This window comes from Caballeronia arvi (assembly GCF_001544695.2).
In the GTDB taxonomy this organism is placed as follows: domain Bacteria; phylum Pseudomonadota; class Gammaproteobacteria; order Burkholderiales; family Burkholderiaceae; genus Caballeronia; species Caballeronia arvi.
This window is the reverse complement of record NZ_FCOM02000036.1, coordinates 61,578-81,889: the sequence shown is the minus strand read 5'-3', so window position 1 is coordinate 81,889 and position 20,312 is coordinate 61,578. Positions and strand designations below refer to the sequence as shown.

Below are 20,312 nucleotides of genomic sequence, written 5' to 3'. Positions count from 1 at the left end.
GTGCCCGACGAAACCTGGGGCGAAGCGATCAAGGCCGTCGTCGTCCTGCGAGACGGATGCCACGCGAGCGCGGACGATCTGATCCGCCACTGCCAAGGCCTCGTTGCCGACTTCAAGAAACCGCGCTCGGTCGAATTCGTCGCGGAACTGCCGAAGAACGGCAACGGCAAGCTCGCTCGCAAGGACGTCAAGGAGCGCTACTGGCAGGGTCAGCGCAGAAGAGTCGCGTAAGGGATCTCTGGGCGCTCCTAGGGCCGCATTCGAACTTGCTTGAACGCAAGCGCGGCCCGCTTCCGAATCGAAAATCGATGAGTCTCGTTGATCCGTAACTCGTATCACACAAGTCAGTTCGTTCATAAACCGGAGCCAAAAAAACGATGAGGTCAGGCATTCTCATGAGCGGCGTGTGCGCGCTATCTGCGCTCGCGTGCACACCGGTTTTTGCGCAGGGCACCGTGACGCTCTACGGTCTGCTCGATGCAGGCGTCAATTATCTGAGTAACGCACAGACCGGCCGTCAAGGCGGCAAGCTCGAGGGAGCATCGAAATATTCGCTCGAAGACGGCTCCACGGGCGGGCAGAATGGCAGCCGCTGGGGGCTGCTCGGCTCAGAGGAACTGGGCGGCGGCTGGCGCACGGTGTTCCGACTGGAAGGCGGCTTCACGATCAACAACGGCGCACTTGGGCAAGGCGGCGCCGAGATGGGCCGCCAGGCCTATGTGGGTCTCGCCTCTTCCTACGGCACGTTGACCGCGGGGCGACAGTACGATTTCATCGCCACCAGGGTCGGCACGCTCGCCGCGAGCACACAGTGGGCGGGCTACATCAGCGGTCATGCGAGCGATGTCGACAACTTCCTGCACACGCGCCGCATCAATAACGCGATCAAATACACGAGCCCGGACTATCGCGGACTCTCCCTCGGCGCGATGTACAGCTTCGGCGGAGTGGCGGGCAGCGTCGGGCGCCAGCAGATCTGGTCGGCGGGACTCGGTTACGCCAACGGCCCCTTCGCGTTCGGAGCCGCATATCTGAATGCACGCAATCCGAACCTGTCGTTCTACGGCAGCAATCCATCGGCGGGCACGAGTGTCACCTCCATGAACACGGGGTCCCTCGGCGGCGCGACTTCGCCGGAGTCGAATCCCGCGTACGCGGGCTATGCGTCGGCGAGCACGCTGCAAATCGCCGCCGCAGGAGCGGCTTGGCGGCTCGGGTCGATCACGCTCGGCGCCACGTATTCGAACGTCCAGTTCCGCGGCCTCGGCGATACCGGCACGTCGGGGCCGAACCCGTTTGGCTACTCGGGCACGGCGACGTTCAATGTCGGCGAGCTCAATCTCAGGTGGCAGCTCTCGCCGGCCCTGCTGATGGGCACGGCCTACAGCTACGCGCACAACGGCGGCGCCGTCGGTCGCGACGGTGCGATCTACCAGCAGGGCTCGCTCGGCGCCGACTATCTGCTCTCCAAGCGCACCGACATATATTCGATCGTCGTGTATCAGCACGCATCCGGAACCGACTCTTTGAATCAGCCTGCGGTCGCATCGATATCCGGGCAGACTGCTTCGGCAAACAATCATCAACTGGCCGTACGGTTTGGTCTGCGGCACCGGTTCTAAACACCTATTTTCTCGGCAGCACGCCAGCCCCGCGGCCACCTAGCGCCGCTCGGTGCTGGTCCCTCGCTGTTCCGTTTTGCAGCGGAATTATAATAGGACTACCTATTATGTCAAAGCCAGATTGAAATGTCGCAGCACCGGCTAAATACAGATGTCGCATCTGTTCTTCGGGTTGAAGCTCACGCAGCGTTGCAGAATTCAGTGTGAACGGGCAGGGCGCGGGTGCCCATTCAGCGGGCCTTGCCTGACCGATGATTCGCTTTCGTGCCGGATTCGGCTGCCGCGGCGTGCTGCTGGCTCAACTGTCCAATCATTTGTTCGAGATCGTCGCGCGTGAATTCGCGCGACTCCTTGGTGCCGGGCACGCGTTTGGGCGAACGCACCTTGACGCCTCGATTGGTGCGCGAGGGCGAGCCGGAAATAGATCGATCATCGCGCTGTGCCTGCATCATCTCCGCGAGTTCCAGCGCGTGACTCAGGCGCTTGTGCTCGACGATCGCCCCTTGATCCACTTCGGTGAGCCGATCGTATTCGCGATAAGGCAACAGGCGTTCCGCTGCCCGAAGCTGCACGCGTCCATCGGGGTACTCCCACACCTCGGCGTGCGTGACCTTGCGCAAGTGCCGCAAGCAGCACCGGATCGTTCTCGCCAGAGATGATGACCTTCAGGATCGCGCGCCCGCTAGCGCCGAGTACGTCAGCAAGGACACTGCCGAGTTTGAGATTCGCATCCTCGAGCACCTTCTGGATACGCAAACAATGCTGGGCAATCTCGCGCGTCAGCTGTTTGCGTGTGCGTGTCAGATCGCGCAATTCCTGGATCGCGGCGGGAGGAACGAAGCTGGAGCGGATCAGCCCATGTGCCAGCAGGTCTGCGATCCACATCGCGTCATTCACATCGGTTTTACGCCCGGGAACATTCCGGATATGTGCAGCGTTGCCGAGCACGAGTTCGAAGGAGCCCTCGAGAACGTGCCACACTGGCTTCCAGTAGACGCCTGTGGCTTCCATGGCAACGTGAGAACAGCCATGACCGGCCAACCAGTCCGACAGTGCCAGCAATCCCTTGCTAGTACTGCAAAAGCTCTGCACTTCATGGTGCTCTGGCGCGGACACACCCGCGACTCGCAATTGAGCTAACGATAAATGCCGCATAAATCTTCGCAAAATTCGACTGCTTTCGCCGGTTCTCCCGTGCTCCTATGGAATCCTTATTGTGGAACTTCGTGTAAAGCGCCGTCGCCGTGACGCCGAATCAAAGTAAAGCTCGTTCCACCGCCGCATGCCGCCGTAAATGGAATATTGAGAGCGGCGTTGAAGGACCGCGTCCGCGCACCCTTTGAAGACGACTGTCTAAAAGCTGCTTTGTTTGTCGGCCAGAGGCCACAAACGCGACCGTTGGTCAATCGCTCTGCTCAAGAGACCGACACAGTCGGAGGATATCGGGAAGGTTGAAATCCTGGACGGTTAGTTCGCGTTGTCCGCCGGCTCGGGCTACTGCGCTTGCAATCTGGAACGCAGTCGACCGCTCCCGCAGCAACGCCTCCAGACCGCGAGAGAGCAATTCTCTCTCTTCGCGCGTCACAAGAACTGAAGCAAGCATCGAATCGTTTTTCAGCGAACTTTCTACGAGGTTCATACATATCCCTCTCCACGCTCCTTTGTCGCGTCAGACGAGTCGCCAAGCTAGCAAGTCATCGACGCGCCCAGAGTTAGTCGATGGGCTACAAAGCAACGATATCACTGCCACGAGTTAGACACATGAGGCCGCTAGGTAGACGACTCGCGGGACGTCAGGACGCGAGCCCTTTCTTGCCCGGCCGCCACCCCAGGCCCGCGCGATGCAACAGCAAGCTGAACACCAGGCCAAGAGTTACCCACATGATCAGTTGCAGCCCGATAGCGGTTAGACGAAAGTTCCAAAGGAGCGTTGCAGGGAAGTTCTCCGTCACTTCATCGATTGCAGGCATGGAGGAGAAAAGAACTGCCGCGAAAGCCGCATAGAGGCCGACGGACAGAATGCCTGCTTTCGTGGCCCCCAGCTTGATGCGCCACGCTCCGAAACCGCGTACCGCCACAACAACAAGTGCAATTGATACAGCGATAGCAATAAAGAACCATGCCGTGCGCGCGCCGATTGTCTCGGGGCTCCCGACTGCGGGTGGATTTGCGGGATACTTGAGCCCCGGAACAAGCGAGAAGCACACGAAGCCGGCGAACGCCAAGAGCAGTGACAGCGCCGTCCCGTCGATTCCTCCGACGCGTCCATATGCAACGGCGCAAACCAACGAAAACAACCCGCCTACTGCTGCTCCGAAGACGACCAGTGCTGTCAGCAAACCAATGCCACTTTGCGTCTCGCGACTCACCACATTGTTAGACGCAGCTTGCTCATGGTGATGCTCGTGCAAGTGCGCGTGGGTCTGCATCGCGCCTTGATGAGATCGTGCCTCTTCGCCTGAACCGTGGTCATGCGCATCCACGCTCTCCTCGATGGCAATTGCACTGGCGACTAGCGGCTCTCCGACAAATCGGGCAAAGCCGAAAGTAATCAAGCCAGCGATGACACCGGCGATCATGCCTCGCAATAACAGTCTGCCCGCCATTTCAGCACCTCAGTGACACGGAAAGCCAAGTAAATGGCGACCATCGTGAACGAACTCGTGGACGTAGGTGCCCGAGAAAATCGCCGTCGCACCTTGTTCGGCGCCGACGAAATATATCGCAATCAGGCATATGAGTCCGCCAAAGATGGCCCATGGCAACAGCTCATTCAGAGGTATTGCGGTCGGACGACTACCGGCATCGATAACTGCTTCGCTCATGCTGACCTCCCTTCCATTGTTACTGTCGATCCAGCGAATGGGCCGTCGTTGACCTACTCAATGATCAGCTCTTTTGCCGGGGCTTTGGACGATAGCCAATAATAAGCCGGAGACACGTGGCCGACATGTTTCTGCGTGCCATCTGATTAGACTAGCGCCGACAGTCAACCGACTGCGCACGGGCGCGTTACCGCCTCACAGTGCCGCAAGGCTTTTTGGATAATTGCGAGCGGAGCTTTGGTGCTTTATGTAGTCGATGAAATGATCACGGGTGCGCGGTGATACGAGAGGCGGATCGCCGAGCGCAAACCCCGATTGCGCACGCGGCGCTCTGCGACTAATTTTCAGCAAGGCTGAGCTTTTTCTGGAACGCAACTATCGGAGCCACGATGCAATACTTATTTTCTACTGCCGAGGTGGCCGGCCCCGAGCGTTTTGACTACTGGCGGGATGTCGTGTGCAGTCATTGCATACCGGCGACCAGTGACACCCAATTTAGGGCAAAGTTTGACGCTGAAATCGTTGGGCGCTCCATTGGTGCATTAGACGTCGCAAAGATGATCGGGCCGGAGCATCAATGGGTTAGGGATTTCACCAATATTCGTTCCGGTCCCGAGCACAATCTCTGGCTGTCTTTCCTCGAGAGCGGCGTCGGTTATCTGGAACAGAACGGCCGGCGCGTCGTTCAGAACCCGGGTGACGTGTTGCTTTATGACGCGGCTCGACCGTTCAGTTACACGATTTCTCCGGATTCTTTCTTCATCGTTAAGATTCCGCGCGACTTGCTTCTTCGACGCACCCCCAGTGCTGAAAACGTCGTTGCTACGTCGCTGGGCCCTGGCACGGGCTTTCGGGCGGTCCTCGGTGCCATGATCAAGGAAGCATGCGAGTCGAAGGAGCTGTTACAGTCGACGCCTGCCGAATCTCGGATTGCTGGCGCGATACTTGACCTCGTTAGCGCAATCATCGACATCCATTCGGGTGAAGAACCGGTTACCTCCGCACAGGTCTCGCTATATCGTAAGGCCCTTGCGTTCATCGAGGACAATATAGAGCGTGCTGGTCTCGACGTGGATCATATCGCTTCGGCAATGCACGTCTCAACTCGCACACTGGCACGTGCGTTTGCCGGACAGGCCACCACTCCAATGAAGTCAATCTGGCAGAAGCGATTGGAGGCCAGCTACTGCGCGCTGCGAGAGGGGTCCGTTAAGAACGTCACTGAAGCAGCGATGACCTTCGGATTTTGTGACGTTTCTCACTTTAGCCGCACCTTCAAGAAGAGTTACGGCGTTACGCCACAGAGCGTCCTACTCCGAAACCAAGAGACTGTAGCCCTAAACGACCGCTGACACTTCAGCGTTCGCACAACAACACGCCGCATCCTTCTAAGGTGCGGCGTGTTCGCTATTGCGAACATAGGCTAGGACGTCTCGTATGGAAAGTAGTTGCCGTCTGGAACGCATGCCCCACCGAGAAAAGCTTTGACTCTGAGAAGGGCGCTCCAATTATCTGCATGCCGACCGGTAGCCCTCCCGAATCGAATCCACAGGGCACGTTCAGCGAAGGAAGCCCCGTCAAGCTCGGCACCCCGGTGAACTGCATGATCGCGGAGAGCATGTCCTCTTCGACACCGTTCTCGATGACGACCTTCGTTGCGCCCAAGGCCGTCGCGGTGAATGGCAACGTAGGACAGACGAACACATCGACCTGCTTGAACGCCTCAACGAACTCTGCGCGAAGCACGGACCGGTAACGTTGCGCCTGTAGGTAGTGAGTGGCCAACAGCATTTCGCCGACTTCCAAGAGCGCACGCACGTCATCTCCATAGTCACCCGGCCTCTCCCGCAAAGCCTTCTGATGGTACGTGCTCGGCTCTGCGGACTCTATCGTGAGTTGCGCCGAGATGTTTCCATCAATATGCTTGATATCAACCTCGACGAGTTGAGCCCCCAAGCTCTCGAACGTGTGCAAAGCCTGCTCAACCGCTTGCTTGACGTCTGCTTGCAGATGCGAGAAAAAGTATCGCGGAACTACTCCAATCCGAAGACCCCTTACGCCCGAGGTAAGTCTGGCGACATAGTCGTCGACGGCATACGGTGACGTCGCGGGGTCCGTGGGGTCGGGGCCCGCAATTGCGTTGAACATCAATGCGCAGTCTTCCACCGTTCGAGTCATTGGACCGGCGGTATCCATGCTCCACGCAAGCGGGACGATTCCGGCGTTGCTCACCCTTCCGTAAGTGGGCCGCAGCCCGACGACTCCGTTGATTGCTGCCGGTAACCTGATAGAACCACCTGTATCTGTGCCAAGCGCTCCAAAACAGAGACCCGCAGCCACCGCAGCCCCGGAACCGCCGCTTGAACCCGCGGGGAACTTGCTGGTGTCCCACGGGTTTCGCACATGTCCATAGTGAGGGTTGGCTGACGTCCCCCCCCACGCGAACTCATGCATGTTGGTTTTGCCGATAAAAACCGACCCGGCCTGCTTCAGTTTCGCGATTACGGTCGCGTCTTTCTCGGGGAGCCAATCGGCCAAGACTTTACTCCCGGCGGTTGTCCGCTGTCCTTGGATTCCCACATTGTCTTTAATTCCAAGCGGGACACCGTGCAGGGGGCCGAGGTCATAGCCCGCGGAGAGCATCAGCTCCGCAGCGGCTGCGGCCTTTCTCGCTGATTCTTCTGTGATCGATATGAAGGCACGGAGCATATCGTTATGACGCGCGATTTCGGCGAGCGATGCATTCAGCAACTCGGTCGGACTGACTTCTCCCTTGCGGATAAGCTTCGCGGCTTCAGCAATCGACAGTCTAGCCAGCTCACTGCTCATGCGACACCTCGCCGTGAACTGCGGTCTGTAGGAACCCTGTGATGGGTGAAACATGCGCAAACTCTGGCGCGCTCATCTTCGCTGAGAGAGCGTTTGCGTCTTTCAACCACACTGCCAAGATTTCACTGATGACTGCCACCCGACCTTCTTCGAGCGGCAGATTTGAGTGTTCAGCTGTGGTAACAACTAGCTGCTCGACACTCGAATTGCGCATTATCTCTCTCCCTTCATAAAGACGTTTGTAGCGTAACTCGCCGGCTTCCCATGAGCTTGTCCTTGCCTGCCATTGCGATGAACAAAAGAGTCATGATTTGGTGGGGTCTAATGCCGCGCACAAGGATATGCGCGGGAGCTCTGAGCGTCTGTCGACCACCGGCCTGTACCTTATGTTTAGACCGTCGCCGGTACAGATGCTTGAATGAGACATGCTTCGAGCGCCCGTCTGATATCAGGCTCACGAAGCCGCCGGCCAATGAAAACAATGTTCGACACTCGTTCTTCTCCTGACCAGGGTTGCCCCACGTCGGAGTGCATGACCATATGTACGCCCTGCAGGACGACCTTCCGTTCGAAGCCGGCATAAGATAGGACGCCCTTGTAACGCATCAAATCCGCCCCGTGCGTTTGGATCATCTCTTGCAAGAAGTTGGTGATTCTCGCGGGATCGAACGGTTGCCGCGACGTAAAGACGAAAGATCCAATGTCATCATCGTGCTCGTGAGCGACGTCGCTAAGGAAATCGGGTTCCACCTCGAGTACCGACTTCAGCGAAAAGCCGGCGATATCTAAAAGACCTTGAACGTTCGTGCGACCCAAATTGACAAGAGCGATCGGCGCACGAGCATTGATTTGCCGTATACGTGCTTTCAGAGCGTCGACAGACTGAGGTGCAACCAGGTCTGCCTTGCTCACCAGCACGCGGTCTGCGAAAGCTACCTGCTCGACAGCCTCGTGATGCGCGTCCAGCTGTGCGTCGGCGTGCACAGCATCGACAATCGTGACTATCGCATCAAGGATGTAGTGCCGGGATACGTCTTCTTCAACGAAAAAGGTCTGGGCGACGGGCGCTGGGTCCGCCAGCCCGGTTGTCTCGATAATCACGCGATTGAAGTGGAGCTTGTCGGCAGCACGCCGGTCATGGAGGTCAGACAGCATGCGGACAAGGTCGCCACGCACCTTACAGCAAATGCAGCCGTTGTTGAGCTCGATAACCTGTTCCTGACGGTCTTCGAAGAGAAGTTCCGCGTCGACGCTTGTCTCACCAAATTCGTTTTCGATTACAGCAATTCTTTCGTCATGGCGCTCTGTGAGAATGTTCCGGAGCAGGGTCGTCTTGCCCGCGCCAAGGAAGCCGGTGAGAATAGTCACCGGGACTTTCGATTCAATTCGTTCTGTAGCGTCCACTTTTCAACTCCGGTCAGCTCATTGAGGCTGTGCTGCTCACTTCTTTGTTACCGTATGGGCGACCGATGGCTTGAATGCCGAGAGGCGCTTGGCATAAAGTTGCTCGGACGACGTTACTCCCTTCCGCACGAGCAGTTCTTCCATTGCATCCAACCACTGCTCGTAATACGTCTTCGCAGCCCTGCCTTCAGCCTCTGCAGTTGTCGCACGTTCAACGTGTGAAGAAAAGCAATCGACCCACTCTGACCAAGTGAACCGTCCCTCTTGCGACAGTGTGACGACAATCGCGAAGGCCTTAGCTTCCCACGGCTCTTTGAAGACCATATCGCCGTCGGCACAAAACGGCACCGGACGCTCACGGAGAAGGGAAACCTGCTCGGTCAAGAGTGCCATGGTTACTCGCAGCGCTCCAGGTAGGCATCAAAGAGGTCGACGCGAACAGTGTCTCCGGCGACACCCTTGTCCCCCCATACTTCGGTCGCGTCAAAATGCACGGTGTAGACGTGCTGCGGAGTCTCCCCGTTCCCATGAGCCATCGTATCCGGGTAGACGAATACGCCGTGGTCGATGGCGATCGTGCCTTCCTTCAGTCGCACGTAGCCAGGCAGCCGGGTGTGACCGCTCGGCTGGTGGTTCTTCACCCGCACCCGGTCACCTACCGAAAACGAGGGGGCAACGTTCGCATCATTTCGATATACGCCACCTGCCGCGACTGCGGCTGGAATCTGGTCGGGTTTAAGCATTTGCCTGTTCCTCACCCTTTAATGCCGCGACACGCTGCTCCAATTCGTCGGGCGATATGACACCGCGTTCAGCAAAGATTTGTTCATACGCGCCCAGCCAATGCTCGTAGTACGAGGCCGAGAGATAGTGAATTGGTGGCAGACTCTCCATTCCGTGCCGAAATTCATCTACGCCGTAGCCGATAGCTGCAGCTGACGTGAGAAACATACCGAAGCAGCGCCGCTCCCACTCCTCGTGGAAGACTGGCTCGTTCTGCTCGGGGTTTATCGGGCCGAAACCTTCCATGCCACCGATGTCCGCGATGCTGTTCATGGAGATGTCCTCAATTTTCGTGGCCAGTGGCCGGTTCGAGCGCTTTAGTAACGCCAATCATTGAGTCCCGGGAGACAAGTTCCGCAAGCTCATCCTCGCTCATGCCATCGGTACCGGAGGGCCGCTGGGGAAGAACGAGGTATCGAAGTTCCGCGGTCGTGTCCCATACTCGGACTTCAACATCCGCGGGAATCTCAGTGCCGAACTCTTTCAAGACACCTCGCGGGTCACTGATTGCCCTAGCCCTGTACGCGGCCGACTTGTACCAAACCGGTGGAAGGCCGAGCGTTGGCCACGGGTAGCAGGAGCACAATGTGCACACAATGACGTTGTGAACCTTGTCGGTGTTCTCGACTACGACCATGCTTTCGCCCTGCAGGCCGGAGAAGCCGAGTTCCGCAATGGCTGACGTAGCATCGACAAGCAAACGCTTTTTGTAGTCCGCGTCCACCCAAGCTTTCGCGACGACCCTTGCACCATTACGCGGCCCAATCTTGTGCTCAAACATGTCAACGAGAACATCGACAGCTTTGGCGTCGATAATGCCTTTCTCCGTAAGAATTTCTTCGATGGCTCTGACCCGCAGGGCGGCGTCAGAGCCCGGGCCGGGAATATTCGAGTTCGGGTCCATGAAAGTCCTTCAAAATGAGTTGATGTGCAGCGCCGTTTTGTAATGGTACTAAGCGCCATAAAGCTGGCTTGACTACCAGAGACGCGCTGATTGTCTGGAAAGGACAGGCAGCAAGCAGATGTTGCGCGCGAGGGCCGACGCGGTCAAACAGGACTGAGCATCAGTAATGACCCTAGGTGGCATACCAGGACTATGCGGTTGTCTGCGGCGTGCAAGCGCAGGGAAATTGCAGGCTGGTAATGTTTCGATACGACATCCGGCATGTACGAGGCGACCGTAAGAAAGACGCGCCGCTGGTGGTACTCGGCGCTGTCGCAGGCCTCGAAACGACCGAGCGTATGTTCACAACGGCCCAGCCCGTCTCGTCTCAATCACTCTTCTTCGATCAGGGCCCTGCTCTTTCGAAACAATCATCTCGTGGAGACTTCATGAATCGAGCTTCTCAATGGTTCGCCATTTGTTGCGCCGCAATATCTTTCCAGATACAAGCTGCTGAAAAAGAGCCGATCGTAGTCGGAAGCGTCCTCGATGAGACGGGGGCTTTGAACGTTTATGGCAAAGCCATGGCCGATGCAACAAAGCTCGCGATCAAATCCATCAACGACGCGGGCGGCGTATTGGGACGGCCGCTCAAGCTTGTGACCTATGATGCCCAGTCGGACAATGCGAAGTACACCAGCTACTCAAACCAGCTGGCACTGCGGGATCGCGCAGCTGTCATCATGGGCGGCATCACAAGTGCTTCCCGAGAAGCCATACGGCCAGTAGCGGACCGCAACAAGACGCTCTACTTCTATAACGAACAGTATGAAGGCGGAGTTTGCGACAAGAACGTCTTCCTCACGGGTGTTGTTCCTTCGCAGCAGATCCCGCCGCTCGTTGACTGGGCAATCAAAAGTGGGAAAAAGAAATTTTACGTTCTTGCTGCAGATTACAACTACGGTCACATATCAACCGACTGGGTCAAACAGTACGTTACCAAGGCCGGCGGAACGGTTGTTGGGGCGGAGTTCATACCGCTGGATGTGAGCGAGTTCGGGTCCGTTATCTCGAAGCTTCAAGAAGCCAAGCCGGACGTTGTCTTCTCTCTCTTGGTTGGCGGCAACCACATCGCCTTTTACCGGCAGTTTGCGTCCGCCGGTCTTTCGAGCCGCATGCAGATTGCCTCGGCGACGTTTGGGCTTGGCAACGAGCAAGTCGTACTGGGCCCCAAAGAGGCGAATGGAATCGTAGTCGCGTTTCCGTATGTTCAAGAGGATCCATCCGACGCAAACAAGAAGTTCCGCGAAGAATGGTCGAAAACCTACGGTTCTAACTATCCCTACATCACAGACAGCGCAGCCACAGTTTGGAACGGTTGGCATCTGTGGGCATTGGGCGTTGAAAAAGCCGGTAGTACTGACCGTGACAAGGTTATCAAAGCCCTGGAAAGTGGCATCAGCTTCGAAGGTCCCGGCGGCAAGGTCTCGATAGACCCAACCACCCACCATGTCGTACAGAACGTGCATATTGCGCGTGCGGACGACAAGCATGGTTTCGCCATTATTAGCGAAGAAAAGTCAGTCGCGCCGAGCTTCGAGCGCAGTGTCTGTGACCTCGTAGCGAAACCTAACACCGCTAAGCAGTTCACACCCTCTGCAAAAGCGAACTGAAGACGGCTTGTTACGGAGTAGCAGACATGGAAGCCACGACGATCGGTTGGTTCATCAATATGGCGGTGTCCATCGGACTGAGCATCGCAATTCTTGTGTTGGTCTCCCTCGGGCTGTCAGTTCTATTTGGCATGATGGGAATCATTAACCTTGCTCACGGCGAGTTCCTTATGTTCGGTGCGTATGGGACCCTCGCCAGCGTTAAGGCTGGGCTGCCGTTACCACTCGCTATGTTGGTCTCGGCGTTCGCCGTCGCCGCTTTCGGTTGGGTTGTCGAACGGGCGCTCATTCGGTTTTTGTACGGGCGCTTGATGGATAGCATGCTGGCAACCTGGGGGCTTAGTCTCATCATGTCGCAGGTGGCAGTTTACGTGTTCGGCGCAACGACACAGGGGATCTCAACTCCCGCCGGCAGTCTTCACGTCGGGGGGTATTCCGTTTCGGTCTATTCCATACTGCTGATCGTTTCGGCGCTAGCGCTTCTCGCCTTTGTATATGCGGTCTTCACACGGACAAAGTACGGGGTAATGGCGCGAGCGGCGGTGCAGAGACCGCAAATGGCCTCGGCCGTTGGCATTGACCCGAGGCGCATCAATTCACTCACTTTCATGTTTGGCGCGGGACTTGCCGGCGCAGCAGGTGCTCTACTCGCACCTATGGTCGGCGTCATGCCCACGATGGGTGAGGCGTACATCGCTCGCGCCTTCATGACAGTGGTTGTGGGAGGCCCCGGCGTACTCACCGGCGCGGCTGCTGCATCTGCACTGCTTGGTGGTGTGGAGAATGTCGTCTCTTACTTGTCGACGCCGTTTTTCGGACAGGCGGCTCTCCTGGTCCTTGCCATCTGTCTAGTCCGCGTATTACCGACCGGGATTTCGGGTCGCCTTCGTCGCAAACTCTGAGAGAGAAGTTGACTATGACACCTTCACACGGTGGTTTGAACCCTCGCTTAATCGGCTGCGCCGTCGTTGCAATGGTCGCTATCGGGCTTGGCTTTGTTATGCCCGAGTTCGCAACTCTGCAGGCAACCAATTGGGTGCTGTATGGCCTCCTCGCAATCAGCCTCACGTTGGTATGGGGCCACGGCGGTATCTTCAGCTTCGGGCAGGGCGCCTTCTTCGGAATAGGCGCATACGCTTATAGCATTGCCGCCATCAACTTTCTGCCGACGACCAACGAGACGATTTCCTCGGTCCTAGTAGCCGCCATTGCAGCCGCAGCGCTAGCGGCATTGGTGGGATACTTCATCTTCTATGGAAACGTCGGCGATGTGTACGTAGGCATCATCACGTTGGCGATGACCCTCGTTCTCTTCACGGTTCTGTCGAGTACTGCAGACCCCAAGTATCATCTCGGTGATGCGCAACTCGGTGGCTATAATGGCATCTCGGGTGTCCCGCCGATCACGCTCCCGGGAGGTGAGTCCGGGACGCCGCTGAGCGTTGTCCAGTCATACTCTCTTGTCGTCCTCTTATCTGCACTGATAGTTGCGGGTTTATACATCCTTCTGCACCGGCCTTTCGGCCGGGTCCTTACCGCCCTTAGGGAAAATGAGTTGCGCACGCAACTTCTCGCATTCGATGTTCGACTCAGGAAGCTGGTCGTGTTTTCGATCGGTGGCGGCATTGCGGGCATAGCGGGGGCTTTCTACGCAGCATGGGCGATGTTTATAAGCCCCGTAGTTTTCGGACTTGCCCTCGCGGCGCAGGTTGTCATCTGGGTTCTCGTCGGCGGCCGCGTATCCTTCTTAGGGGCGTTCGTTGGGACTTTGCTTATACAGTCGCTTTCGTTCACACTCGGCGGGGGTGCCGGAGACGCAACACCTATCGTCCTCGGTGTCGTACTTATCGCGATAGTTCTCTTCCTGCCGTCTGGAATCGTTCCTTCCATAACGAGGCTTGCATTGTCGAAACGCAGGTCGACAGCAGGCGAAGCCCCCGTAGCCTCTACGTCTGCGACCAGGGAGCAGCGACAAACCGAACTGCCGTTTCGCAGTGCATCGAGTGGCGCCGCGCTCACCGCCACCGGTCTGGAAAAGCGGTTCGGAGGTGTTCGGGCGGTTCGAAAGGCCAGCGTCAAGTTCTCTCAAAAGGGTGTTCACTGTCTGATTGGGCCAAATGGTGCTGGCAAGAGTACCTTCTTCAACCTTCTCGTCGGGCGCTTTCCCCCAAATAAAGGGGCAATCGAGCTCGACGGACGACTCATAACGCGGATGAAGGCGCACGAACGCGTGAGGAGCGGCCTCGGAATTAAGCTGCAGGTAGCAAGCATTTTCACCGAGTTGTCCGTGCGCGAGAACCTGTGGCTCGCAGCCTACGGCCGCAGCCGAAACAAATCGGCGGCTGATATGCGCTCCGCGGAGATGTTGGACTGGCTTGGACTCGCAGATAGAGCGGAAGACGTTGCAGCGGCTCTGTCGCACGGGCAGAAACAATGGCTTGAGATCGGGATGGTCATTGCCGCTGAACCCTCGGTGATCTTGCTGGACGAGCCGACAGCCGGTATGACAAGAGACGAGACGGCTCGAATGGCTGCGATGATTCGACTACTTGGACAGAGCGTTTCGGTCATCGTCGTTGAACACGATATGGAATTCGTCAGAGCACTCGACGTTCCAGTCACCGTGTTCCATCAAGGACATGTCTTCGCCTCCGGGTCGTTAGACGAGCTTCGTCAGGACGAGCGTATCCTCGATATTTATCTTGGTCGACAGGGGCACCAGCATGCTGCTTGAATTGAAGAATCTCCGCGCCGGCTATGGTCAAACGCCTGTCTTGCACGGTCTCGACCTCAATCTGGAACGAGGCCAGATGGTTTCCATCTTGGGCCGAAACGGTGTCGGCAAGACGACCCTTCTTCGCGCGATCGCCGGCGCGATCTCGATGCAAGACGGAGACATTTTGTTTGACGGTAGTTCATTGCGCGGTACGCCAATGCATAAGCGTGCACTACGCGGAATCGCCTACGTTCCACAAGGTCGCGACATCTTTCCGTCATTGTCAGTACAGGACAATCTAAAGGCCGCGGCCTTCGGGACGAAGCGCAAGGACTGGCAGGAGGCAATCGACGAACTCTACATCGAGTTTCCGATGCTCAAAGAGAAGGCAGACGAACGCGGTGACTCTTTAAGCGGAGGTCAACAGCAGATTCTCGCCTTGGCGCGGGCCCTCATCACACGACCGTCTCTACTTCTACTGGACGAACCGTCCGAAGGCATTCAGCCGTCCATCGTGGACCAGATAGCTTCCACAGTTCGACGGATAAATCAGCGCGACAACATTGCGGTCATGGTAGTCGAGCAAAATCTCGAGTTTGTGGCCCGCATGGGCGCACATTGCCGGCTCGTCGACAAGGGTCGCGTTGTCTTCGAGTGCGACCCGGAACAGATAGTCAGTGACGCCAACCTGCAAAGACAGTACCTAGGAGTTTGATTATGTTGCACGGAGACACCAGCTACGAATCCAACATTGAGCACTTCCGCTGGGATATTCCCGAGCACTACAACGTCGGAGTAGACGTATGCGATAAGTGGGCAGCCGAACGGCCCGACGGTATAGCCTTGGTCCATGAACATAGGAGTGGCGAGGTGACTCGCATTTCCTTCGGCAAGTTACGAAGCAGAAGCAATCAAGCGGCAAATTGCTTCCAAGCGCGGGGCGTCACAAAAGGCAGTCGTGTTGCCGTGCTTCTCGCGCAGTCGCCCGAAACCGCCTATGCGCACATCGGAGCATTTAAGGCGGGTGCGGTGTCGGTCCCACTGTTCGCTTTGTTTGGCCAGGATGCGCTGGAATACCGTCTCAGGGACAGTGGAGCCAGCGTGCTTGTCACGGATAAAGAGGGCGCACGGAAGGTCGCCAGCATCAGGCACGCTCTTCCGGCACTCAAGTGCGTCCTCGTCACGGACTCGGAGGACGGCATCGTCGATGGTACAGACGCCTTCGACGATGTGCTAGATTCGCAACCTGACACGTTCGAACCCGTTCAGACGAGCGCCAACGACCCAGCCGTAATCATTTACACGTCCGGTACTACGGGGAAGCCCAAGGGAGCGCTGCATGCGCATCGCGTTTTGCTGGGCCATCTTCCCGGCGTCGAGATGTCCCACGGCGGGCGTATTGAACAAGGTGACGTATTCTGGACGCCGGCCGATTGGGCTTGGATTGGAGGACTACTCGATGTCTTGCTTCCAGCTCTACACCACGGCGTGCCGGTCATCTCGCGTCGTTTTGACAAGTTCGACGCTGCCTCTGCCTTCGACCTGATGAGCAGACATGGCGTGACCAACGTATTTTTGCCACCAACTGCGCTTAAAATGCTCCGCACCCAGAAGTCTCCGCGCGAGCGTTGGCCCTTGCGTTTGCGCTCGGTTGCGAGCGGCGGAGAATCGCTGGGAATCGAGTTGTTGACTTGGGGCAAGGACGAGCTTGGAGTGACCATCAACGAATTTTATGGTCAAACGGAATGCAACATGGTCGTCTCATCCTGCAGTGACTGGTTCCCGGCTCGCCCCGGCGCAATTGGTCGGGCAGTGCCGGGGCACGACGTTCGTGTGGTAAATGACCAAGGGGTCGTCGTCGCGGCAAATGTAGTCGGCAACATCGGCATTCGCTCCCCGGACCCCGTCATGTTTCTGCACTATTGGAACAACCCTACTGCGACGCAGGAGAAATTCGCAGCCGATTTCCTGCTAAGTGGCGATCTAGGCCGCATGGACGAGGAAGGTTTCATCCACTACGTTGGCCGCAACGACGACGTGATTACTAGCGCAGGTTATCGTATCGGCCCTGGACCTATCGAGGATTGTCTTCTCGGACATCCGGCCGTCCGCCTTGTAGCAGTCGTGGGTGTGCCAGACGCGCTGCGCACAGAGGTGGTAAAGGCGTATGTGGTTCTTGCAGAGGGATTTGAGGCATCCGACACATTGACGAAGGAATTACAGAATCACGTCCGCACACGACTGGCCGCGCATGAGTATCCACGAATCATCGATTACATCGACGAGCTGCCGATGACATCGACGGGTAAGATTATTCGTCGGGAACTGCGTCGCCGTTAAAGATCACGGCCCAGGCGGAAGTCTGTCGCTTCTCGCGGGGCCGAACGCACCTTTCGTTCGGCCTGTTCCGGCCAGGTCATCATGTCCCTGGCGATGGTGGTCCACAGGAACGAGCCAACCACCTACCGCGCGACACGCGAGTCGAAAAGCTTGACCAGCGAGTGGGGATAACGTGTGTTCGCCACGCTCAAAGCACCGGATGCGCCTTGTGCCATGCAGTAGCCTGCTGATAAGCGTCCCCAACTTGAACTAGCAACTGTTCGTCGAAGTGCCTGCCAACGAGCTGGATCGCCATGGGTGCACCTGCCGCGTTGAACCCGGCTGGCATCGTTATGGTCGGGCTGCCGCTCATGTCGAACGGGCACGTGTAGCGCAGCATTGATGAGATAAGCTCTGGCTCCTCGCCGAACCTGAGCATCCTGGCAGCAGTCGTATCTGCTGTGCCGCCTACGGGCGTGAGAAGCAGGTCGACCCTTTGGAACATCGCTTCGAGTCGGCCCTTGTAAGCGAGCCGTCGGAGTTGAATTTTTTGATATATAAGACCGGTTACCTTCATTCCAGTCTCAATCAGATCGGCCAGGGCCGGACCGTATTCTGATTTTCTTGCGGGGTAGGTCGCCTCGTGGGCAACAGCACACTCAACACCACAAAGCGGGAACCAATCAGCGATGACTTCGAGTGGACTTGGAACTTCAATCTCCACAATCTGAGCACCAAGGTCCGCGCCCCCTTGCTTCACTCGTCCGATCCGGGACTGAGACCGCTTCGATTGGCGAACTGGCCAAGTACAAACGGTCGTTATGAGCAAGGCCTCGACGAGACCTTACTCGAGTAGAAAGCGTTGGCGGCAATTCGATTAGAACTTGTGCCGCATGCCGATGCGCAGCGACACCTGCTTGTCGGTCGTGGATGGCGTGAGCCCAGTGATTTGCGCGACAGCGCTTTGCCCGAGCGAATCGGTGCCGCTCGCCTTCTCGTAGACCGCGACCGTGTACACGTCGGTGCGCTTCGAAAGGAAATAATCGACGCCCGCGCTGAAGAGGTTATAGTTCGCGCCGCCTCTGCCGCCCGCACCGCCGTTTCGCGTGTAGTCGTACGCAACGCCCGCGAGCAGCGACGGCGTGAACTGATACTTCGCGTTGACTTCGAAGTTATTGAACGCGGCGGTGCCGGCGTATCGCAAGGTGTTCGGACCGGACGACGAACCCATGTCCTCGAAACGCGTGTTCGAATACGCGAAGTTCACATTGGCCGATCCGATGCTCACGCCCGCCCCGACACCCACGATTTCCAGCATCTTCGCCGACGCGTATCCCGCGAAGACCGGGTTGCTCTCCGGGCTCGTCGGACTGCCGAAGCTGCCGAGATTGTTGGTCGTCGCCGGACCCGCGTTCGGATTCGCGCCGAAGAACGACGTGTTCGGGTTGCGGATGTTCAGATAGCCCGCGCCGATCGAAAACGGCCCCGCCGCGTATCCCGCGCCCGCGCCCCAGATCCAGTTGTTCGAGAACGAGCCCGCCGTACCGCCGAGATTCATCATCGCTTCGACGGTCAGGCCGCGATAGTTCGCGCTGCGGTATTTGATCGAATTGTTGATGCGGCGCGAGTTGAGCGCGTTGTCCAGATCGCTCGGATGCGAGGCCATATAGCCGCCCCATTGCGGCGCCGCGAGAAACGGACCGTACATGTCGACGACCGGATCGTACTGACGGCCGAGCGTGACCGTGCCGATCGCATGACTCAGGCCGACATACGCCTGCCGCCCGAACTCCGCGCCGCCCTGGTTCAGAAAGCCATTGTTGCTGTAGAACCCGCTTTCGAGCACGAAAAGCGCTTTCAGTCCGCCGCCGAGATCTTCGGTGCCGCGCAGGCCCCATCGGCTGCCCTGAAGACCTGCCGAGCCGCCTTCGATCATCGCGATCTGATGACCGCCGGCGAGGCCCGACGCGGTCCGCGCCGTCTGCACGTTGTTCGTATAGTTGAGACCGCTATCGATGATGCCGTACAGCGTCACGTTGCTTTGCGCATGCGACAGGCAAGACAATGACATCAGTACTACTACGGGTACGAGCGACTTCTTGTTCACGCTGAATTCTCCTCCGATATGACCATGGACTTATGTGTGCTTCAGTGACTTTGGGCAATGCTGATCAAGTCCACCACTCATGACTGTCATGCGTTATAGCGTAGACATGCGACGATAAAAGCAAAATCGATGAAGCAACTGACACTGGCGATAGCGGTCGATCAATGCGCGGGATTCGGAGCGCAGCGCAAACCTACGCGACGCGAGGCGTTTCTCGATGAGATGAACAGGCTCGTGCCGTGGGCTGAACTGTGCGTAGTGGTCGAGCCGTATTACCCGAAACGCGGCAATGGTCGCCCGCCGATCGCGCTGGAGCGCATGTTGCGAATTCATTTTGTGCAGCACTGGTTCAACCTTGCCGACCTTGCGTGCGAAGAGGCGCTGTACGACAGCCTCAGCCTGCGCCGTTTTGTGGGCATTGACCTCGGCAGCGAAATCGTTCCTGACGCCACGACGCTGCTCAAATTCCGGCACCTGCTAGAAGAGCACAAGCTGGGCAAGCGAATCTTCGCCGAGGTGGGTCGGGTGTTGCAGGCGCGCGGAGCAAAGCTCAAGAGTGGCACGATTGTGGATGCTACGCTCATCGGCGCCCCCTCGTCGACGAAGAACAAGGAGAAGGCGCGGGACCCCGAAATGCATCAGACGCGCAAGGGCCAACAGTGGTATTTCGGCATGAAGCTGCATATCGGGGTCGACAGTCAGAGCGGGCTGGCGCACAGCGCGGTCGTGACGGCCGCAAATGTGCATGACAAACATCCGCTGCCACAGTTGCTGCATGGCCAGGAGCAGCGGGTCTATGGCGACAGCGCGTATGCGAGCCAAAAAGCGCTGATCCACGGCAAGGCCCCGAAGGCCCGCGACTTCACGAATCAGCGCACGCGCCACAAGGACAGCGTCGATGAAGTGGCGCGTCGCAAGAACCGCAGCAAGTCGAAGATTCGCGCCCGCGTCGAACATGTGTTCGCCGTGGTCAAACGGTTGTGGGGTTTCACGAAGGTGCGCTACCGCGGCCTGGCGAAGAACGCCAATCGCGCCTTCGTTTCGCTCGCGCTGGCGAACCTTTATCTGTCGCGAGGCCGATTTACGGCACAGGTGCGCCCGTAATGGGCGCAACACGGGCGAAAAGCCCGTGCAGAACGCCTGCGGCACGA

General features: G+C 57.7%; 21 protein-coding genes and 1 pseudogene. 9 read left to right on the top strand and 13 right to left on the bottom strand.

All coding sequences use genetic code 11. From position 1 onward, the window contains the following. Both AWB74_RS29500 and AWB74_RS29495 read left to right on the top strand, forming a co-directional pair. On the top strand, positions 1–231 hold a 231-nt coding region (locus AWB74_RS29500; RefSeq protein ID WP_407642482.1), incomplete at its 5' end, for an AMP-binding enzyme. Between the two features lie 146 nt (positions 232–377). After that, a complete protein-coding gene (locus tag AWB74_RS29495) occupies positions 378–1,622 on the top strand; it encodes a porin (protein WP_235024718.1) in 1,245 nt (414 codons plus the stop codon). A gap of 230 nt (positions 1,623–1,852) precedes the next feature. Here the strand turns inward: AWB74_RS29495 and AWB74_RS46995 are convergent, their stop codons facing one another. From AWB74_RS46995 to AWB74_RS29470, 5 genes and pseudogenes are all read right to left on the bottom strand, one after another. Continuing rightward, positions 1,853–2,251: a hypothetical protein gene (locus AWB74_RS46995; protein WP_200822045.1), complete on the bottom strand. Its 399-nt coding sequence runs from the start codon at positions 2,249–2,251 to the stop codon at positions 1,853–1,855. Next, positions 2,244–2,777: pseudogene (locus AWB74_RS29485) on the bottom strand (IS110 family transposase); the annotation flags it as partial. The gene AWB74_RS46995 and the pseudogene AWB74_RS29485, both read right to left, overlap by 8 nt. A gap of 247 nt (positions 2,778–3,024) precedes the next feature. Continuing rightward, positions 3,025–3,261: a hypothetical protein gene (locus AWB74_RS29480; RefSeq protein WP_087039265.1), complete on the bottom strand. Its 237-nt coding sequence runs from the start codon at positions 3,259–3,261 to the stop codon at positions 3,025–3,027. Between the two features lie 154 nt (positions 3,262–3,415). Next, on the bottom strand, positions 3,416–4,228 hold the full coding sequence (locus tag AWB74_RS29475) for a CbtA family protein (RefSeq protein ID WP_061150169.1): 813 nt from the start codon (positions 4,226–4,228) through the stop codon (positions 3,416–3,418). A gap of 9 nt (positions 4,229–4,237) precedes the next feature. Continuing rightward, positions 4,238–4,447 carry a CbtB domain-containing protein gene (locus tag AWB74_RS29470; RefSeq protein ID WP_087039264.1) on the bottom strand — a complete coding sequence of 70 codons (210 nt, stop codon included), beginning with the start codon at positions 4,445–4,447 and terminating at the stop codon, positions 4,238–4,240. A 389-nt stretch (positions 4,448–4,836) separates the two neighbouring features. Between AWB74_RS29470 and AWB74_RS29465 the strand changes: the two genes are divergently transcribed. Continuing rightward, positions 4,837–5,799, top strand: coding sequence for an AraC-like ligand-binding domain-containing protein (locus AWB74_RS29465; RefSeq protein WP_061150167.1), 963 nt, complete (start codon positions 4,837–4,839; stop codon positions 5,797–5,799). A 55-nt stretch (positions 5,800–5,854) separates the two neighbouring features. On the opposite strand, the gene AWB74_RS29460 is transcribed toward AWB74_RS29465, so the two are convergent. The 6 genes from AWB74_RS29460 to nthA form a co-directional block, all read right to left on the bottom strand. Further along, positions 5,855–7,276, bottom strand: a complete 1,422-nt coding sequence (locus AWB74_RS29460) for an amidase (RefSeq protein ID WP_061150166.1) — start codon at positions 7,274–7,276, stop codon at positions 5,855–5,857. A gap of 390 nt (positions 7,277–7,666) precedes the next feature. Next, the gene (locus tag AWB74_RS29455) at positions 7,667–8,680 is read right to left on the bottom strand and encodes a CobW family GTP-binding protein (RefSeq protein ID WP_061150165.1); all 1,014 of its coding nucleotides are present in this window, start codon (positions 8,678–8,680) and stop codon (positions 7,667–7,669) included. Between the two features lie 36 nt (positions 8,681–8,716). Further along, entirely contained in the window at positions 8,717–9,073 is a 357-nt protein-coding gene (locus tag AWB74_RS29450; RefSeq protein WP_061150164.1) for a nitrile hydratase accessory protein, read from the bottom strand. A gap of 2 nt (positions 9,074–9,075) precedes the next feature. Continuing rightward, a complete protein-coding gene (locus tag AWB74_RS48245; protein ID WP_200822044.1) occupies positions 9,076–9,423 on the bottom strand; it encodes an SH3-like domain-containing protein in 348 nt (115 codons plus the stop codon). Further along, a complete protein-coding gene (locus AWB74_RS48240; RefSeq protein WP_200822043.1) occupies positions 9,416–9,736 on the bottom strand; it encodes an SH3-like domain-containing protein in 321 nt (106 codons plus the stop codon). The genes AWB74_RS48245 and AWB74_RS48240 overlap by 8 nt, the downstream gene beginning before the upstream one ends. A gap of 10 nt (positions 9,737–9,746) precedes the next feature. Continuing rightward, positions 9,747–10,367 carry a nitrile hydratase subunit alpha gene (gene nthA / locus AWB74_RS29440; protein WP_061150163.1) on the bottom strand — a complete coding sequence of 207 codons (621 nt, stop codon included), beginning with the start codon at positions 10,365–10,367 and terminating at the stop codon, positions 9,747–9,749. 239 nt (positions 10,368–10,606) lie between these two features. On the opposite strand from nthA, the gene AWB74_RS29435 reads away from it, so the two are divergent. From AWB74_RS29435 to AWB74_RS29415, 5 genes are read left to right on the top strand one after another with little or no spacing between them, the layout of a single operon-like run. Further along, entirely contained in the window at positions 10,607–12,019 is a 1,413-nt protein-coding gene (locus AWB74_RS29435; RefSeq protein WP_160110323.1) for an urea ABC transporter substrate-binding protein, read from the top strand. A 26-nt stretch (positions 12,020–12,045) separates the two neighbouring features. After that, a complete protein-coding gene (locus AWB74_RS29430) occupies positions 12,046–12,921 on the top strand; it encodes an ABC transporter permease subunit (RefSeq protein WP_061150162.1) in 876 nt (291 codons plus the stop codon). Between the two features lie 14 nt (positions 12,922–12,935). Beyond that, on the top strand, positions 12,936–14,753 hold the full coding sequence (locus tag AWB74_RS29425; protein ID WP_087039262.1) for an ABC transporter permease subunit: 1,818 nt from the start codon (positions 12,936–12,938) through the stop codon (positions 14,751–14,753). Continuing rightward, entirely contained in the window at positions 14,743–15,450 is a 708-nt protein-coding gene (locus tag AWB74_RS29420; RefSeq protein WP_061150181.1) for an ABC transporter ATP-binding protein, read from the top strand. The genes AWB74_RS29425 and AWB74_RS29420 overlap by 11 nt, the downstream gene beginning before the upstream one ends. 2 nt (positions 15,451–15,452) lie before the next feature. Beyond that, the gene (locus tag AWB74_RS29415) at positions 15,453–17,075 is read left to right on the top strand and encodes an acyl-CoA synthetase (protein WP_061150160.1); all 1,623 of its coding nucleotides are present in this window, start codon (positions 15,453–15,455) and stop codon (positions 17,073–17,075) included. A 187-nt stretch (positions 17,076–17,262) separates the two neighbouring features. Here AWB74_RS29415 and AWB74_RS29410 read toward each other — a convergent pair whose 3' ends face one another. Beyond that, positions 17,263–17,814, bottom strand: coding sequence for an amidase family protein (locus AWB74_RS29410; RefSeq protein ID WP_061150159.1), 552 nt, complete (start codon positions 17,812–17,814; stop codon positions 17,263–17,265). A gap of 117 nt (positions 17,815–17,931) precedes the next feature. After that, positions 17,932–19,125: a porin gene (locus AWB74_RS29405; RefSeq protein WP_061150158.1), complete on the bottom strand. Its 1,194-nt coding sequence runs from the start codon at positions 19,123–19,125 to the stop codon at positions 17,932–17,934. Between the two features lie 165 nt (positions 19,126–19,290). On the opposite strand from AWB74_RS29405, the gene AWB74_RS29400 reads away from it, so the two are divergent. After that, positions 19,291–20,265: an IS5 family transposase gene (locus AWB74_RS29400; protein ID WP_061150157.1), complete on the top strand. Its 975-nt coding sequence runs from the start codon at positions 19,291–19,293 to the stop codon at positions 20,263–20,265. Positions 20,266–20,312 lie beyond the last annotated feature (47 nt).

Excerpts from the sequence above, each read along its gene's own strand:
- AWB74_RS29430 (WP_061150162.1), top strand. The coding sequence starts at position 12,046 with ATGGAAGCCACGACGATCGGTTGGTTCATCAATATGGCGGTGTCCATC.
- AWB74_RS29400 (WP_061150157.1), top strand. The coding sequence starts at position 19,291 with ATGAAGCAACTGACACTGGCGATAGCGGTCGATCAATGCGCGGGATTC.
- AWB74_RS48245 (WP_200822044.1), bottom strand. The coding sequence starts at position 9,423 with ATGCTTAAACCCGACCAGATTCCAGCCGCAGTCGCGGCAGGTGGCGTA.
- AWB74_RS29470 (WP_087039264.1), bottom strand. The coding sequence starts at position 4,447 with ATGAGCGAAGCAGTTATCGATGCCGGTAGTCGTCCGACCGCAATACCT.
- AWB74_RS29415 (WP_061150160.1), top strand. The coding sequence starts at position 15,453 with ATGTTGCACGGAGACACCAGCTACGAATCCAACATTGAGCACTTCCGC.
- nthA (WP_061150163.1), bottom strand. The coding sequence starts at position 10,367 with ATGGACCCGAACTCGAATATTCCCGGCCCGGGCTCTGACGCCGCCCTG.
- AWB74_RS29420 (WP_061150181.1), top strand. The coding sequence starts at position 14,743 with ATGCTGCTTGAATTGAAGAATCTCCGCGCCGGCTATGGTCAAACGCCT.
- AWB74_RS29425 (WP_087039262.1), top strand. The coding sequence starts at position 12,936 with ATGACACCTTCACACGGTGGTTTGAACCCTCGCTTAATCGGCTGCGCC.
- AWB74_RS29480 (WP_087039265.1), bottom strand. The coding sequence starts at position 3,261 with ATGAACCTCGTAGAAAGTTCGCTGAAAAACGATTCGATGCTTGCTTCA.
- AWB74_RS29450 (WP_061150164.1), bottom strand. The coding sequence starts at position 9,073 with ATGGCACTCTTGACCGAGCAGGTTTCCCTTCTCCGTGAGCGTCCGGTG.
- AWB74_RS29465 (WP_061150167.1), top strand. The coding sequence starts at position 4,837 with ATGCAATACTTATTTTCTACTGCCGAGGTGGCCGGCCCCGAGCGTTTT.
- AWB74_RS29475 (WP_061150169.1), bottom strand. The coding sequence starts at position 4,228 with ATGGCGGGCAGACTGTTATTGCGAGGCATGATCGCCGGTGTCATCGCT.
- AWB74_RS29460 (WP_061150166.1), bottom strand. The coding sequence starts at position 7,276 with ATGAGCAGTGAGCTGGCTAGACTGTCGATTGCTGAAGCCGCGAAGCTT.
- AWB74_RS29435 (WP_160110323.1), top strand. The coding sequence starts at position 10,607 with ATGTTTCGATACGACATCCGGCATGTACGAGGCGACCGTAAGAAAGAC.
- AWB74_RS48240 (WP_200822043.1), bottom strand. The coding sequence starts at position 9,736 with ATGAACAGCATCGCGGACATCGGTGGCATGGAAGGTTTCGGCCCGATA.
- AWB74_RS29405 (WP_061150158.1), bottom strand. The coding sequence starts at position 19,125 with ATGTCATTGTCTTGCCTGTCGCATGCGCAAAGCAACGTGACGCTGTAC.
- AWB74_RS29495 (WP_235024718.1), top strand. The coding sequence starts at position 378 with ATGAGGTCAGGCATTCTCATGAGCGGCGTGTGCGCGCTATCTGCGCTC.